The 15,965-nt window shown below is 56.2% G+C and carries 14 protein-coding genes; 12 read left to right on the top strand and 2 right to left on the bottom strand.

The features are described 5' to 3' along the window. Nucleotides 1–7: 7 nt before the first annotated feature. Nucleotides 8–736, bottom strand: coding sequence for a response regulator transcription factor (locus E5161_RS06385; protein WP_136776864.1), 729 nt, complete (start codon nucleotides 734–736; stop codon nucleotides 8–10). Between the two features lie 257 nt (nucleotides 737–993). Between E5161_RS06385 and E5161_RS06380 the strand changes: the two genes are divergently transcribed. The 6 genes from E5161_RS06380 (at nucleotide 994) to garR (ending at nucleotide 7,376) form a co-directional block, all read left to right on the top strand. Next, nucleotides 994–2,319, top strand: coding sequence for an ABC transporter substrate-binding protein (locus E5161_RS06380; protein ID WP_136776863.1), 1,326 nt, complete (start codon nucleotides 994–996; stop codon nucleotides 2,317–2,319). Between the two features lie 70 nt (nucleotides 2,320–2,389). Next, a complete protein-coding gene (locus tag E5161_RS06375; RefSeq protein ID WP_136776862.1) occupies nucleotides 2,390–3,274 on the top strand; it encodes a carbohydrate ABC transporter permease in 885 nt (294 codons plus the stop codon). A gap of 15 nt (nucleotides 3,275–3,289) precedes the next feature. Further along, complete coding sequence (locus E5161_RS06370; RefSeq protein ID WP_136776861.1) at nucleotides 3,290–4,129, top strand: carbohydrate ABC transporter permease; 840 nt, start codon at nucleotides 3,290–3,292, stop codon at nucleotides 4,127–4,129. Between the two features lie 45 nt (nucleotides 4,130–4,174). Then, nucleotides 4,175–5,527, top strand: a complete 1,353-nt coding sequence (gudD, locus tag E5161_RS06365) for a glucarate dehydratase (protein WP_136776972.1) — start codon at nucleotides 4,175–4,177, stop codon at nucleotides 5,525–5,527. Between the two features lie 43 nt (nucleotides 5,528–5,570). Then, nucleotides 5,571–6,464 (top strand): dihydrodipicolinate synthase family protein, encoded by an 894-nt coding sequence (locus tag E5161_RS06360; RefSeq protein ID WP_136776860.1) that lies wholly within the window; start codon nucleotides 5,571–5,573, stop codon nucleotides 6,462–6,464. 27 nt (nucleotides 6,465–6,491) lie between these two features. Continuing rightward, nucleotides 6,492–7,376 carry a 2-hydroxy-3-oxopropionate reductase gene (gene garR, locus E5161_RS06355; RefSeq protein ID WP_136776859.1) on the top strand — a complete coding sequence of 295 codons (885 nt, stop codon included), beginning with the start codon at nucleotides 6,492–6,494 and terminating at the stop codon, nucleotides 7,374–7,376. 132 nt (nucleotides 7,377–7,508) lie between these two features. Here garR and sigK read toward each other — a convergent pair whose 3' ends face one another. Next, nucleotides 7,509–8,210, bottom strand: a complete 702-nt coding sequence (sigK, locus tag E5161_RS06345; RefSeq protein WP_136776858.1) for an RNA polymerase sporulation sigma factor SigK — start codon at nucleotides 8,208–8,210, stop codon at nucleotides 7,509–7,511. Between the two features lie 142 nt (nucleotides 8,211–8,352). Between sigK and E5161_RS06340 the strand changes: the two genes are divergently transcribed. The 6 genes from E5161_RS06340 to yqeH all read left to right on the top strand — a co-directional run bounded on the left by E5161_RS06340 (nucleotide 8,353) and on the right by yqeH (nucleotide 15,924). After that, nucleotides 8,353–9,594: an MFS transporter gene (locus E5161_RS06340; RefSeq protein ID WP_169306586.1), complete on the top strand. Its 1,242-nt coding sequence runs from the start codon at nucleotides 8,353–8,355 to the stop codon at nucleotides 9,592–9,594. Nucleotides 9,595–9,732: 138 nt separating this feature from the next. Beyond that, complete coding sequence (locus tag E5161_RS06335) at nucleotides 9,733–10,686, top strand: AAA family ATPase (protein ID WP_136776856.1); 954 nt, start codon at nucleotides 9,733–9,735, stop codon at nucleotides 10,684–10,686. A gap of 1 nt (nucleotide 10,687) precedes the next feature. Beyond that, nucleotides 10,688–11,929, top strand: a complete 1,242-nt coding sequence (locus tag E5161_RS06330) for a DUF58 domain-containing protein (RefSeq protein ID WP_136776855.1) — start codon at nucleotides 10,688–10,690, stop codon at nucleotides 11,927–11,929. Beyond that, entirely contained in the window at nucleotides 11,926–14,169 is a 2,244-nt protein-coding gene (locus E5161_RS06325; RefSeq protein ID WP_136776854.1) for a transglutaminase TgpA family protein, read from the top strand. Before E5161_RS06330 ends, E5161_RS06325 begins: the two co-directional genes overlap by 4 nt. Before the next feature lie 109 nt (nucleotides 14,170–14,278). Continuing rightward, nucleotides 14,279–14,809: a YqeG family HAD IIIA-type phosphatase gene (locus E5161_RS06320; protein WP_136776853.1), complete on the top strand. Its 531-nt coding sequence runs from the start codon at nucleotides 14,279–14,281 to the stop codon at nucleotides 14,807–14,809. Beyond that, on the top strand, nucleotides 14,806–15,924 hold the full coding sequence (yqeH, locus tag E5161_RS06315; RefSeq protein ID WP_136776852.1) for a ribosome biogenesis GTPase YqeH: 1,119 nt from the start codon (nucleotides 14,806–14,808) through the stop codon (nucleotides 15,922–15,924). The genes E5161_RS06320 and yqeH overlap by 4 nt, the downstream gene beginning before the upstream one ends. The last annotated feature ends 41 nt before the right edge of the window (nucleotides 15,925–15,965 follow it).

Raw genomic sequence — 15,965 nt, 5'->3', positions numbered from 1 at the left:
GGGACCTCTACTCCGGTTGTCGGTAGCTCTTCGGGCTCACACCGTAAAATTTCTTGAAGCTGCGGGTGAAGTTTTTGGCGTTGCTGTATCCGGTCAATTCGCTGACTTCGTAAATTTTGTAGTCGAGGCTTTCCAGCAGCGAGGCAGCTCGCTGCATTTTGATTTGGTTGACGTAATCGGAGAAGTTCATTTTCGTTTTTTGCTTGAAATATTTGCTCAAATAAAAGGGATTCATATGCACCAGCTTGGCGGCATCCTCCAGCGTCGCCCGATCGAATTGCTCTTCGATATAGGCTTTGATTCGGGCAATGACCTTGTTATCCTCCGCGAGCACAGCCTCTTTAGGCGCAATCTTGCGCTCTTGATCCAACTGCAGCTTGATCTCTCGAAACACTTGCCTCAGTTCATCATGCTGCGTCGGTTTGACGATATAGTTTTTGACACCGTAAATGATCGCCTGCTTGGCATATTCGAAATCTTTGTAACCGCTCAGGAACACAACTTTAACGGGGGAGCCCATCTCATGCAGCTGCCTCGCCACCTCAATGCCTGTCATGATCGGCATACGGATATCGCAGAGGAGCACGTCGATTTGTTCGTCCTCCAGCAGTTGCAGCGCCTGGCTTCCATTCTCGGCCAATCCGGCGACCTCAAAGCCGATTTCCTTCCAGGGAAAGTAGCTGCTCAGGCCGTTTCGGATTTCAAATACGTCTTCGGCGATCAAGAGCCGGTACATAGGCTGCCTCCCTTTGGAAATCCTTGTATTTTCATCTTATCATCGTTTGCTGTGATTTGAAAGCGCTTAAAAGGAGATTCAAAAACGCAAATAGGGATACCTTTTCTAAATTTGTGCCTGAAATTGACCATGAAATGATACAAAATCCCAAATCCGGTTCCTATGATCTTTGGAAGTGATTCTTTATATTAAGTAGCGAAAGGCCGGTATGAACATGAAAAAAGGAGTGAACCGCCATTAAACGATCAGGTTTTAGCATGATGGCATTGGCTTTAGCGGCCGTGCTGCTGTTAGCAGGCTGTTCCAGCTCCAAATCGAATTCATCCTCCAGCTCGCCCGCGGCGTCAAACAACGAGACCAAGCCAGCCGATACGTCCAACGGATCGAAGGAGAAGTTCGTTTTTTGGGACAAGGGAGAAGCGGCCGAAGCGTACAACAAGCTCATGAAAGCGCGTGTGGAGCAGTTCGGCAAGGACAACAACATCGATGTGGAATATGTCGTCGTATCGCAGAACGATTTGAAAGCGAAGCTGCTGGCGGCAATCGAAGCCAAAAATCCGCCGGATTTGATCGTCGCCAACGATCCGGTCGCCAAGCAATTCATCGAATCGGACCAACTGGTTGACACTTCGGACATTATGAACAAAATCGATTTCACGGACGCGGCCAAGAATATCGCCGTCACGAGCGACAAATTTTTCATGGTCCCTCATTCGTTGCAGCTCAACGGCGTGTTCTTACGCAAAGACATTTGGGATCAGCATAAGCTGCCGATTCCGACGACTTGGCAGCAACTTTACGAGGATGCCAAAATCGTCAACGATCCGAAAAATGGATTTTACGCGACGGGACTTCCGCTCGGTGCATCTGGCGGCAACGATGCGGAAAATATGGTGCGTGACGTGATCCGCGAGTACGGCGGCGTCATTATCGACAAGGACAACAACGTTACCGTCAATTCGAAGGAAACGCTGGAAGCCTTGAAGTTCATCGCCAAGTTCTGGCAAGAAGGGCTCACGCCTCCGGCATCCGTAACGTGGGACGATAACGGCAACAACAAAGCCTATTTGGCAGGAACGGTCGGATTCGTCATTAACTCCGCGAGCATCTATGATTCACTGAAGAAAGACAATCCGGACCTGGAGAAGAAAACCATCATGGTTTCGCGGCTCGGCGGACCGATAGGTGAAAGCTTCGTCGCCACCGGCAACGTATTCGCGATTTTCAAGAACGGCAAAGGCACCAAATGGGCCAAAAAGTTCATCACGGAATTTTACGAGAAAGATTTCTACAACAATCTGATCGAACAAGTCGGCGGCAAATACGTTCCGGTCATTAACGGCACGATGGATACGCCGTTCTGGAAAGATCCGAATAACAAAGCGGCCGGCTGGCTCGACATGACGAAATCGATCAAGGGCTCGGGCAACTATCCGGGGCCGGAAGACGATCTCGGCTCCAAGGCACAGACGATGCAGCTCGCGACGAAGGCGGTCGCGCGCATCGTGGTCGAGAAGATGGATCCGCAGAAGTCGCTGGATCAGCTGGAGCAAGAGCTGAAGCAATTGTACGGCAAGAAGTAAGAAAGGGTTGTCCGGCGCACCGTTCAGAGTGAGCGGTGCGCCTTCTTATCACAAAGGTTGGTGATGAAACTTGAAGGCAGCGATCATCAAGCGGCGGAGCGACAAGGCATTGGGTTATGGGCTGCTCATTCCGGTTGCCGTCATCGTATTTGTTATTATTGGGGTTCCTTTTATTAACTCGATTTATCTCAGTTTTACGAATAAAGTCGTCGGCGTAGATCCGAAATTTATTGGCTTCGGCAACTATGCGCATATTTTTTCGGACCCGGAATATTGGAAAGTGCTGAAGAACACGGTTTATTTTACGGTGGGCAGCGTCAGCTTCAAGTTGGTCATCGGATTGCTGCTGGCCGTTGTGGTCAATCAGGCCTTCTTCGGACGCGGCTTTGTGCGCGCCATTCTATTGGTGCCGTGGGCGCTCTCAGGCATGGTCTCCGCAATCACCTGGCGCTGGATGTACGACGATACGTACGGCATCGTCAATGCACTGCTTATGCGATGGCATGTCATTTCGCTCCCGATCGCGTGGACTTCGGATCCGAGTATTGCGCTGATCTCCGTTATTATCGTGAACATTTGGAAGGGGCTGCCGTTCTATATTTTCAGTTTTCTGGGCGGCTTGCAAACGATAGACAGCCAAATGTACGAAGCCGCAACGATCGACGGAGCCGGCAAAATCCGCCAATTTTTCTCGATTACGATCCCGTCCATATCGACCGTCATCTCGATTACCGTGCTGCTGTCTACCATTTGGACGTTCAACAGCTTTGAGATTGTCTACTTGATTACCGGAGGAGGCCCGCTTCACGCTTCGGCGATCATCTCTACGTACACCTATGAGGTGGCTTTCCTGCAAAATCAAATGGGGCAATCGCTTGCGGTAGCCGGTTCCGTCATCCCGATCCTCGTTTTGTTGATCGTGTTTTCGATGCGGAAGCTGGGCAAGGATGACTAAACGGGAGGGACCGGCATGATCTTGAGCACTCGCATGAAAATTCGCAAATATGCCGTTTTGTACGGGGTCAGCGTGATTGCGGTCATTTGGACGCTGTTCCCGATCTATTGGCTTGTCAAATCTTCCTTGACGCCCAATCGGCTGATGTATACGCCAAAACCGAAGCTGCTGTCCGAGCAATGGACGTTCAGCCACTACCAGGAGCTGTTTCACGAGACGGCATTTATGGGATTTATGAAAAACAGCATGTACGTAGCCGTTCTCGTTACCGTGATTTCCGTGGTGATCAGCGTACTGGCTTCCTACAGCCTGACGCGGCTGCGGTTCGTGGGGCGCGGCTTTATGATGAAAAGCATCATCTATACCTACCTGCTTCCCGTCGCCGTGCTGTTCATCCCGATGTATGTGACCATCAGCCGTTACGGCTTGAACGATAACAAAAATGCGCTGCTCTTCGTTTATCCGACGATTGTGGTGCCGTATTGCTGCTACATGCTGATCAGCTATTTCAAAGCGATTCCGAAGGAGATGGAGGAAGCGGCGCTGATCGACGGCTGCAGCCGGCTGCAAACGCTGACGAAGATCATCATTCCCATTGCGTCCCCCGGGATCGCGGTAGTCAGCACGTTCGCCTTCACCCTCTCATGGAACGAGTACTTGTACGCGCTGGTTCTGACGACAAGTCCATCCCAGCAAACCGTCACCATCGGCATTGCCAGCTTTAACTTCGGGGATCAGACAATCTGGGGATTGCTCACCAGCTCGTCCGTGATTGCTTCCATTCCGGCGGTCGTGTTGTATTTTCTGGCGCAGCGCTTCTTAAAGAGCGGACTTGCGGCCGGCGGTGTGAAATAGGAGGGGACGGGAGGATATATGACCATGAATGGAGAATCCGCGCAAATGTCCTTGTCTTCGGCCGAGCATCTCCCGGGGACGCCGGTCATTACAGAAATGTCGGTTGTCCCGGTTGCAGGTCGTGACAGCATGCTGCTCAACTTGAGCGGGGCACACGCGCCATACTTTACGCGAAATATCGTGATTTTGCGGGACAGCGCTGGAAAGACAGGGGTAGGCGAAGTTCCCGGAGGGGAGCGCATTCGCCAAACGCTGGAGGATGCGCGACCGCTCGTAATCGGCGCGCCCCTCGGCCGCTATCATGCGGTTTTGAATACGGTTCGGCAAACTTTCGCGGCTCGCGATCAGGGGGGGCGCGGGGAACAAACCTTCGACCTGCGCATCGCCATTCACGCGGTGACGGCTTTGGAATCTGCGTTTCTGGATTTGCTCGGAAAATTTCTCGGCGTTCCGGTTGCGGCGCTGCTCGGAGATGGGCAGCAGCGAGATGAAGTCGAGATGCTCGGGTATTTGTTCTATATCGGAGACCGCGGGAAAACCGATCTGCCTTATGCGAGCGATCCGGATGCCGATAACGATTGGTTTCGGCTTCGCCATGAGCAAGCGCTGACTCCCGAGGCCGTCGTTCGGCTCGCGGAAGCGGCGCATGAGCGGTATGGCTTTAACGACTTCAAGCTGAAGGGCGGCGTACTGCGCGGAGAGGAAGAAATAGAAGCGGTGATCGCGCTGTCGGAACGATTTCCGCAGGCGCGCATCACGCTGGACCCGAACGGAGCGTGGTCGCTGGAGGAGGCGGTCCGTCTCTGCCGCGGGATGAACGGTATCCTGGCTTATGCCGAAGACCCGTGCGGCGACGAGAACGGCTACTCGGGCCGTGAAGTGATGGCTGAATTTCGGCGGGCCACCGGGCTTCCGACCGCGACGAACATGATCGCGACCGACTGGCGTCAGATGAGCCACGCAATGCTGTTGCAATCCGTCGACATTCCGCTGGCCGATCCTCACTTCTGGACGATGCAAGGCTCCGTCCGCGTCGCTCAAATGTGCCGGGATTGGGGGCTTACCTGGGGATCTCATTCGAATAACCATTTTGATATTTCGCTGGCTATGTTTACCCATGTCGCCGCTGCGGCGCCGGGAAAGATCACCGCAATTGATACGCACTGGATTTGGCAGGAGGGGCAGCGGCTGACCCGGCAGCCGTTTCAGATTGTCGGCGGCAAGGTCGCCGTGCCGGATCAGCCGGGCTTGGGTGTGGAAATCGACGAGGAACAGCTGCGGAAAGCTCATCAGCTATACTTGCAGCAGGGGCTTGGCGCGCGGGATGACGCGGTTGCCATGCAATATTTGATTCCGGGCTGGCAATTCAATCGCAAGCGTCCGTGTTTGGTTCTATAGAAGGATATCGAATGGCAGACGGAGAGGGAAGGTGAGGGACCGGATGGACACGAGTTTTATTCGCGGCGTGATCCCGCCGATCGCAACGCCGGTGGACGCCGACGAATGTGTGGATGATCAAGCGCTTCGCCGTGTGGTGGAACATGTAATCGCGGGGGGCGTGCACGGCATTCTGACACTGGGCACGAACGGCGAATTTTATGGGCTTGACCGGGAGCAGCAGCAGCGGGCGGCCGAGATTACGATCGATCAGGTGAACGGCCGCGTTCCGGTGTATTTTGGCATCGGAGCGATTTCCACGAAAGAATGTGTCAAACTGGCCGGCATGGGGGAAGCGCTGGGCGCACAGGCGATCACGATATTGCCCCCGATGTTCATCACGCTGACCGAGGAGGAGCTTTACCAGCATTTCCGCAGGGTGGCGGAGTCGACCTCTTTGCCGATTCTGCTCTACAACAACCCGGACCGGGTCGGGAACAACATTTCCCCCGGCTTGCTGGAACGGCTGGCCGGCATCCCGAATATCGCGGGGGTTAAGGACAGCAGCGGGGACTTTACGTTGACAGCCGAATATATCCGCAGAACGCGGACTCAAGGTTTCAAGGTGCTGGCGGGCAGGGATACGATGATCCTTGGCTCCTTGGTATATGGAGCAGTAGGATGCGTGGCTTCGACGGCGAATATGGTTCCGGCTTTGGTCGTGGACATTTATCGTCGATTTATGGCCGGCGATCTGCAGGGTGCACTGGATGCGCAATTTACGCTTGCTCCCCTCCGCATGGCCTATAATCTCGGCAGCTTTCCGGTGGTGACGAAGGATGCGATGAATTTGCTCGGCCTTGAGGTCGGGCGTCCGATCGAGCCGATTACTTCCTGCTCGGAAGGGAATCTGGGCAAGCTGAAAGCGGTTTTGCAGCAAATAGGAGCGCTACAATAGGCTGAAAGAAGAGGAGGCGGTCGTCCGATGAAAATCGGTTTTATCGGTCTGGGCATTATGGGCAGACCCATGAGCAAAAATTTGCTGAAAGCAGGTTACGACATCGTTGTTCTGGAGAGAAGCAAAGCTGCCACCGAGCTGACGGCTGCCGGGGCTGGGGTGGCGCCGAATCCGAAGACGCTGGCGGAGCAGACCGACGTCGTGATCACCATGCTGCCCAACTCTCCTGAAGTCAAAGAGGTCATATTGGGAGTGAATGGGGTGATCGAAGGCGCGAAACCAGGCGCCGTCGTGATCGACATGAGCTCGATCGCCCCGCTCGTGAGCCAGGAGATCGCCGGGCGGCTGGAGGAAAAGGGTATCGACATGCTGGACGCGCCGGTGAGCGGCGGCGAACCGAAAGCCATTGAGGGAACCTTGTCGGTGATGGTCGGCGGGAAGCAAGAGGTGTTCGACCGGTGTTATCCGGTCATAAAGGCGATGGCGGCATCCGTGGTACGGACCGGCGAGATCGGCGCAGGCAACGTGACGAAGCTGGCCAATCAGGTGATTGTGGCGATTAACATTGCCGCCATGTCGGAGGCTCTGGTGCTGGCGAGTAAAGCCGGTGTCGAACCGGAGCTCGTTTATCAGGCGATTCGCGGGGGGCTTGCGGGCAGCAACGTGCTGGATGCGAAAGCGCCTCTTGCGATGGATCGGAAATTTGACCCGGGATTCCGAATCGACTTGCATATGAAGGATTTGGACAATGTGCTCGCGACTTCCCATGAGGTAGGTGTTCCTTTGCCTCTAACGGCATCGGTGATGGAAATGATGCAGGCTTTGAAGATCGACGGGATGGGCGATCGTGACCATGGGAGCTTGATTCAATATTATGAGAGAATGGCACGGGTTGAAGTGAAACGCAAGTGAAAAGGATGCACATTGTGATAGCGCCGGATTCATATAAAGGCAGCCTGACTGCGAAAAGAATGCCTGACGCCATGGCGGCAGGCATTCTTTTCGTATTTACGGCCGCCAAGGTCAGCGCAGTTGTCTACAGCCTCACTGCCGAGCCTTATAAAATTCGTGATATAGCTTCATCAGCGCGCGCTTCTCGATCCTCGACACGTATGAACGCGAAATGCCGAGCTCACGCGCGATTTCCCGCTGGGTCCGCTCGTCGCCTCCGCCGTCGAGACCGAAACGGCCGCGGATGACTTCTTGCTCCCGGTCGTCCAGAATGTCGAGATTGCGGTAGATTTTACTTTTTTCGATTTTCAGTTCCACTTTGTCGACGACCTCGTCTGGCTCCGTTCCGAGAATATCCTGCAAAGTGATTTCGTTGCCTTCCTTGTCCGTTCCGATCGGATCGTGCAGGGAAACGTCCTTTCGCGTTTTTTTGAGGGAACGCAGATGCATCAGAATCTCGTTCTCAATACAGCGGGCGGCGAAGGTGGCCAGCTTGGTGCCTTTGCCCACCTGAAAGCTTTCGATCGCCTTAATGAGCCCGATCGTCCCGATCGATATGAGATCCTCCAAGTCTTCTCCCGTATTGTCGAATTTTTTGACGATATGGGCGACCAGGCGAAGATTGTGTTCGATCAGCACGTTGCGGGAATGGGGGTCGCCTTCTCCCATTTTCTTGAGATGAAACGCTTCCTCGTCGTCGGTCAGGGGCTGGGGGAACGCGTTGTTTTTGACATACGACACGAGGAGCGAAAGCTGCTTCAGAAACAGGGCGACGGAAGCGATGAATCCAGGCACGCCAAAGCCACCTCCGGCAGTAGGATCGATGTTGCGGAAAGGAGCATTACCATTGTATGTGGATAATGGCCTATGCGTGCCTGTCATTTTCAAGTATGATAAGCATGATTTTAGGCACGCGGGTCGGAGGAACAGCGGACGAATGAAGAATTACATCGCAGACATGATTGGAGATTTATCACCGGGTGTACGGAGATTTATCGCGACGGAGAGTTTGTTCGGACTCGGCGCCGGGATGTTGGCGCTTATTTTGAACCTGCATTTGCTCGCTCTTGGATTCAATGAAGAGGAGATCGGCAAAGTGACGTCCGTCGGAGCGCTCGCCATGGGTTTTCTCAGCCTGCCCGCCGGTCTTCTCGTGCGAAAAGCCGGAAGGAAAAAAATGCTGGTGCTGGGCATGGCGCTGCTCGCGCTGGGCTTGGCCGGTTTCGCTTTCGGTACGAGCAAGCTGGATGTGATGGCTTCCCAGCTCGCCTGGTCGGTGGGGATGACGGCCGTCGTCACGTCGGAAATTCAGCTGATATTCCAATACTGCCGCGACAAAAAAGAGGAAACGAGAGCTTATTCTCTCCTTTTCGCGGTATTCACCTTATTTACCGGAGCGGGTACGCTGCTCGGCGGGTTTTTGCCGAAATGGCTCGGCGGATCCTCTACCGTGTACCAATACACCTTTCTCGCGGCCGCCGGCTGTTTGGGATTGGCGGCGGTTCTCCGGGGGCTGCTTCTGCCTTCGCAGGCGACAAAAATTCCGAAGGCGGAAAACACCGCTGTGCAGGCTCACGAAACACACGGGGCCGGCGCGGGGAATAAGGTTCCGCTTTTTGTGCTGTGCGTCATTATTTTTCTTTCCGGAGCGTTGTTCGGCCTATTGAATCCTTATCTGAACGTCATTTTGAAGGGGCGGTTCGGCTGGGAGGACGGGGCGATTTCGATGCTGCTTACCGTCTCCGGCGTTTTCTTGTTTTTCGGCTCTTTGCTGGTGCCCTACCTGCTCGAAAAACTCGGGCTGCGCAAGGCATTCGCGGTGTTGTTTGCGGGCAACGCGCTGCTGGCGTTCCTCATGGGACTTACGGTTCCGGCGGCCGTATTTTCCGTCTTGCTGTTATTCCGCGGTGGTTTGTTCACGATGCTCAGCAATGTGATCGACAGCGAGGCGATGTCGGCCGTACCGGAGAACGACCGGAATTTGTTTGCCGGCTTGCGCACGATCGCGCGGAGCTCCGGCAATTCGCTGGCCTCTTACGCCGCCGGATGGATGCTGTCGACCTCCGATTATTCACTCCCCTTTCTCGTGACCGGCTGTCTGTTGGTGCTCGGTTACGGCCTGTATGTTTGGACGGCTCAGCCGATATTGGAGAAGCGGCGGCGGTCCCGCTTCACCTAGTTCGAGAGGAACCGATTCGTCGGTTTCTTTTTTTTGCTCCGGAAATTTCAGAAATCTAAAATTTACGACAGCATCCATATTTCGGTATAATAAGAAAGATACTTTCATTTACATTCGGATTCCATAGGAGGAAAGGGAATGGATCATGCTGCAGCGGCGCAATTACTGGATCGAATTCGTAAAAATATGGAATCTTGCGTCTATGGGAAAAAGGAAGAAATCGCGTGGATGCTGACCGCTTTGTTAGCCGGCGGGCACGTCTTGATCGAGGACGTTCCCGGAACCGGCAAGACGCAGATGGTGAAAGCGCTTGCCATGTCGATCGGCGGAGTGTTTCACCGGATTCAATGCAACCCTGACTTGCTGCCTACCGATATTACCGGTGTATCGATCTATCATCCGAAACAAGAAGAGTTCGTTTTCCGGCCGGGTCCGGTGATGGCCAATTTGCTGCTTGCCGATGAGATTAACCGGGCGACGACCAAAACCCAATCCGCGCTTCTGGAGGCGATGGAGGAACGGCGGGTTTCGGTGGACGGCGCCACTTACGAATTGCCTCATCCATTCATGCTTTTTGCGACCCAAAATCCCATTGATTTCGAAGGGACGTACAGCCTGCCCGAAGCCCAGCTCGACCGCTTCCTGATGAAGATCAAGCTCGGCTATCCGGACGAAGCGTCGGAGCGGCGGCTCGTGCTCGAACCATCGGCGTCCCGCTCCGCAGAGTCTCTCGAGCCGGCCGCCACGGTCGAAGACGTCGCGCGGATGCAGAAGCTGGCCGAAGGGATCCATTTGGATGCCGGCGTCGCGGATTACATGATTTCGATCATCCGCCGCACCCGCTCCCACGCGTCGATCCTTCTCGGCGCGAGCCCGCGTGCCGGTGTCGCCTTGGCGTCGGCGGCCAAAGCCTATGCTTTCTTGCAGCACCGGCCGTTCGTTCTGCCCGACGATGTGAAGGCGATGGCACCGCTCGTACTGGGACACCGGCTGCATGTTCGTTCCGAAGCCCGGATGCAAGGGGCGACAGCCGCCAGCGTGCTCCAGGATGTGCTGAGGCAGCTGCCCGTACCTGTCGGCATGGAGCGCTGAGATGAACCGGATTTCCGTATTCCGCGTTTGGTGGATGGGCGCGTTCTTGTACTTAAGTTCCGCTTTTTATTTACTGTTTCAAGGCGGCAAAACGTCGCTCATGCTTTTCGTCATGCTGAATGCGCTGGCCCTTTACTTGCTGCTCGGCCGGTGGAGCGGCATCGGCGGTGTGCAGGGTACGAGGTCGCTCGGTGCGGACGACGCGCAAATGCCCGTGCTGTCCGCGGGGATGCGGCTCAAGGTGCGTCTAAGAATGCACGTTCCCGGCTTTTGGCCGGTTCCTTACATTATCGTCCGTGACACGCTGGAGCGTCCGAGTTCGCAAGAATCGCAAATTTACGAGCTGTCCTTCGTGCCGGATTACCGGCGCAGGGGCGAAGTGACCTACGAGACGGCGCCGCTGCGCAGAGGGCGATACCGGTTTCAGACAACGGAGTGCTCGACGCGCGATATTTTCGGCTTATTCGAACATCAAGGCAAATTTACCGAAGAGAAGGAACTCTTGGTTTACCCCCGCAAGGTGGAGGTGAGGGACTGGCAGATGCTGCGCCGCACGCAAAGAGGCGTGTTCCAGCAAACCTTTACCTCTCTCTGGGCCCGGGAAACGACGCAAATCGACGGGGTGCGGGAATACATTCACGGCGACCGGCTGTCCCGGATCCATTGGAACGCAACGGCCAAGACCGGGCAATGGAAGTCCAAGGAGTTCGAAAGGGAGGCGCTTCCCCGTTTCGTCATTTTGCTGGATTGCAGCGCCGCTTCGTACCGGTCGGCGGATACGTTCGAGCTGGCCGTTTCGGCGGCCGCTTCTTTGCTTGATTTGATCGTACAGCGCGGAATGCCGCTCGGCTTCGTGTCGTCAGGCAGCAATGCGGCCTGGTTCGGCACCGATCGGGCTCCGGTTTCCCGGGACGACATCCTCCGCCATCTGGTCGAGGTGGAAGCGGACGGCCGGCAGCCGTTGTCCGAATGGATTTGCGAGACGGCCGAGCGGTTCGAGCCGGGCGTTCAGGTCGTCGTCATCAGTCCGCTCGCCGACGAACAAACTTCCCAGGCTTTCGAAGCGTTGGAAGCGAAGAGAATGGCCCCTTGCCTGCTGCATATCTCGGAACCGGTTCCGACGGATGAACAATCGCGCCGGCTTCGGCAATGGCAGCAGTTTTCAAGGGCGAAGCAATGGGATTTCAGTTCGGTCGCCCGGTTGGAAGACCTGCCTAGAGCGCTGGGGGTGGGATCCGCATGAGCCGTTCCTACGCGCAATGGCCGGCCGGGGTGAAGCCTGGCGCCGGTTTTTGGGGCAGCCTGGTCATCGAACGGCTGCATCGCTTATTCGTGATCGTTATTTTGCTTCAATTGATTCAGTGCTTTGGGGATTACTGGTGGAGTGAAACATACAGCGTACTTTACGGCGTTCTGGCGGTGACGGCGGTATGCGAGCTGGCGTTTAGCCGGCATTACGCACTCCGCTTCACGGTGGAAATGTTGGCGGCGATGCTGTTTTCCCTTGCCTACTCTCCCTACTTCGAGTGGGTGGGTTTGCCGGGCAACTGGCACAGCGGGGATCAGTGGGATTATTTCTACCAAAATCATATCGCCTCTCTGCACCCCTTCTTCGAGATGGCGGCGGGAGCGATCCTCTTCGTTCATGCCGTTTCGTGGCTGGGCCAAAAACGCGCCGCGGCGGTCACGGTTCTTCTCTCCGCCATCGGGATTATGGCGACGGTCGATTCGTTTTTTCCGCTGGAGCTGTGGAAAAACATCGCTTGGCTGGTGACGGCCGGACTCGGCTGGCTGGTCGTTCTTCACCTGCGCCAGCTGCGCAGCCGGCATCCCGAAAGCTGGTCGGCGCTCGCGGAACGCCCGCTGGAGCTCGCCCTGCCGGCAGTCGTCGTGATCTCCCTGCTGCTGTTGTCGGGCATCTTCATGCCGCGTGCTCCGGCGCTTCTCGAGGATCCGTACACGATATGGAGCGAAGCGCAGGGCATCGAAGTGCGCTCCGTCGCCGGGGAAGGAGGCGTGCTCAGAGCCGGCACGTCCTTGATCGGCGGCCTCGGTGGAAACGCTTCGTCGGGTTACGGACGGGACGATCTCACGATCGGCGGAGGCTTCGATTTCGACTATTCACCGGTCATGACCGTCAACGCCAGCAGAAGAAGTTACTGGCGGGGAGAGACGAAAGCCGTTTACAGCGGCAAAGGTTGGTCGGATGTGAGGAGCAATGTGTCGGCAGTAGAGCCGAATCCATACGGTATATTGGTCAGGCAGGAGAAGCTTGCGCCCGGCGTGAAGATGGAAAAAGTGACGCAGACCATCACGTTGATCCGGAAAGACCGGATTCCCGTCTTATTCGGCGCCGGGCCGATTACGACACTGATCGATGTGAAGAGCGACGGCAGAGCCAATTTGGGCTGGAATCCGGAAGAATGGGAGCTGCGATGGAGCAGACCGTCCCGGGTCGAATCGTATACGATCGAATCCGTGGTGACCTTGCTGGATCGCGAGGCACTGCGCAAAATCCAGAGCCCGCCGGCCTCTTCGTCGATTGATCTGAACCCATACTTGCAGCTGCCGTCGAGCCTGCCGAAACGGGTATCCGACTTGGCGGCCCAGGTGACGGCATCCGGTACCAACATGTTCGATAAAGCCGATCTTCTGGAAAGCTATTTGAAGAACACCTATCCGTACACGAACGAACCGGACACGAGCAAGCAGAAGAGCGGGGATATCGCGGACGCCTTTCTGTTTGAAATCAAGGAAGGTTACTGCGATTATTACTCCACGGCTTTCGTCGTGATGGCGAGATCCGTCGGCCTTCCGGCCCGTTGGGTGAAGGGATACGCCTCCGGCTACGATCCCGCGCTGGTGGAGCGGGGACGCTTCGCCGGCGAACTGATCAACCCGGACGGCGCTGGCACGTTTACGGTACGCAACGCCGACGCGCACTCCTGGGCGGAAGTATACTTCGAAGGGTACGGATGGATTCCGTTCGAACCAACGTCCGGCTTTACCGTGCCGCGGCCGATTGCGGCGGATACGGCTGCAGTCGACTTGCAGCAGCCGGAAGCTTCGGACACACCGGCTGCCTCCGACCCGGCCGCCGGCCGAATCGCCTGGTGGATGCCCGCTCTCGGTGCGGCGGGGTTCCTGTTCGCAGCCGCATTTTGGATTTTGCGCAAACGCCGGGTGAAAGCGTCCGCGATCTGGAAGCGAATCCGTCATGCCGGATCGACACCGAACCAGCGGATCGTCCGGGAAATGGAGAAGCTGCTGCGATTCATGAATCGCCGGGGGATGCGGAGAGAAGACCACGAAACGATGCGCGAGACGTTCAAAAAATGGGGCGACAAGTTTTCATCGCTGCGGCCGGAATTTGAAGGCATCGTGAACCGGTTCGAGAAAGCCCGCTACGGGCGCCATGGCGGTGCCGAATTGGATGCGAGAGAGTTCGCCGAAGCGGCCGCCAAAATTCGAAAATCGTTCTGATCGGAAAACGGGAAAGTCCGGAGGCGGACTTTCCCGTTTTTTTTGCACGCCCCGATGGGGTATGGTATATTTTGTTCAAGTATGAAAGCCTACGACAGGAGATTTGCGGATGTTTCAACGATTGCTGCCCGATCAAATCGTGCACACCGTTTTCGATATTGATTTGGATGCTTTGCAAGCCCGCGGGGTCCGGGGCATCATTACCGATTTGGACAACACCCTGGTCAGCGCGAAAACGCCGCTTGCGACCCCGGAACTGGTGACGTGGCTGGAACGGGTCAGAACGATCGGATTTAAAGTCGTTATTCTTTCCAACAATAATTCAACCCGCGTTGCCAAATTTGCCGAACCGCTGGACATCCCGTTCGTGCCCGCGGCGCGCAAGCCTTCCAGTATCGCGTTTCGCAAAGCGCTGGACAAGCTGGAGCTGGTGCCCGAGCAGGCCGTGGTGGTCGGCGATCAAATGCTGACCGACGTGCTGGGCGGCCGCAGGATGGGCTTGCATACGATTTTGGTGACGCCGATTGCGCCGGCGGAAGAAGGATGGACGACGCGGATCAACCGGCTGATCGAGAAAATCGCATTGAAACGGCTTCGCCGCAAAGGTCTATGGCCGCAGCAAGGGGGAACGCGCAAATGACGGCATCATCCGCCAAGTTCCGCTGTGCCGGTTGCGGAATCCAGCTGCAGCACGAGCACCGCGAATCGCCGGGCTATGTGCCGGCAAATGCCATGGAGCGGGAACCCGCGATTTGCCAACGGTGTTTCCGGATCAAGCATTATAATGAAGCCTCCTCTGTCACGGTGGATCAGGACGAATTTCTCCGCCTGCTCGGAGGGATCGCTTCCACCGACAGTCTCGTCGTGCACATCGTCGATCTTTTCGACTTTCAGGGCAGTCTCATCTCCGGCTTACAGCGGTTCGTGGGGCACAACCCGGTATTGCTCGCGGTGAACAAAATCGACCTGCTTCCCCTCGTCACCAACTGGAACCGAATCCGCAACTGGGTGCAAAAGCAGGCGCGCGAGAACGGGCTGAGAGTCGTCGACGTCGTGCTGTGCAGCGCCAAGCGCGGGATCGGGTTCGACCGGGTGGTGGAAGCGGTGTCCCAGCTGCGCGGCGACCGCGACGTTTATGTCGTGGGAGCGACGAACGTCGGGAAGAGCACGCTGATCAACCGGTTGATCAAGGATTACAGCGATTTGGAACGGGAGCTTACCGTTTCCCGGTACCCGGGTACGACGCTGGACGCCGTCCACATTCCGCTGGAAGACGGGAAACATATCGTCGATACGCCCGGCATCGTTTACGAGTCGCGGCTCACGGAACTGATCCCGCGCCGCGATCTCGCATCCGTATTGCCGGACAAGCCGCTCAAGCCGCTCACGTATCAGCTGAACGAGAAGCAAACTTTGTTTTTCGGCGCCATGGCTCGATTCGATTTTGTCGAAGGGGAAAGACAGTCGTTCACCGCGTATTTGTCCTCCGCTGTCCCGGTGCACCGGACGAAGCTGGAGCGTGCGGATGAGCTCTACGCCGAGCATAAGGGGAAAATGCTGGCTCCGCCGGATGAAGAGGGACTGGCGGAGCTGCCTGCATGGACGAGACATCGTCTGCGCATTCCCCGAGGCGCCCAGCAGGATATTTTCGTGTCCGGCTTGGGCTGGCTGAAAGCGAACTCCGAAGCGGGAGCGCTTGTCGATGTGTGGGCTCCGAAAGGCGTGAAAGTGTTGCTTCGCGAGTCTTTGATTTGATAAAATGTGCCGTCCGCGGTCTGCGGCAAACCGGGAGAGGG

It is taken from the genome of Cohnella pontilimi (genome assembly GCF_005049045.1).
Classification (GTDB): Bacteria; Bacillota; Bacilli; order Paenibacillales; family Paenibacillaceae; genus Cohnella; species Cohnella pontilimi.
Note: the sequence above shows the minus strand (reverse complement) of the source record. Positions and strands in the feature narration are given on the sequence as shown.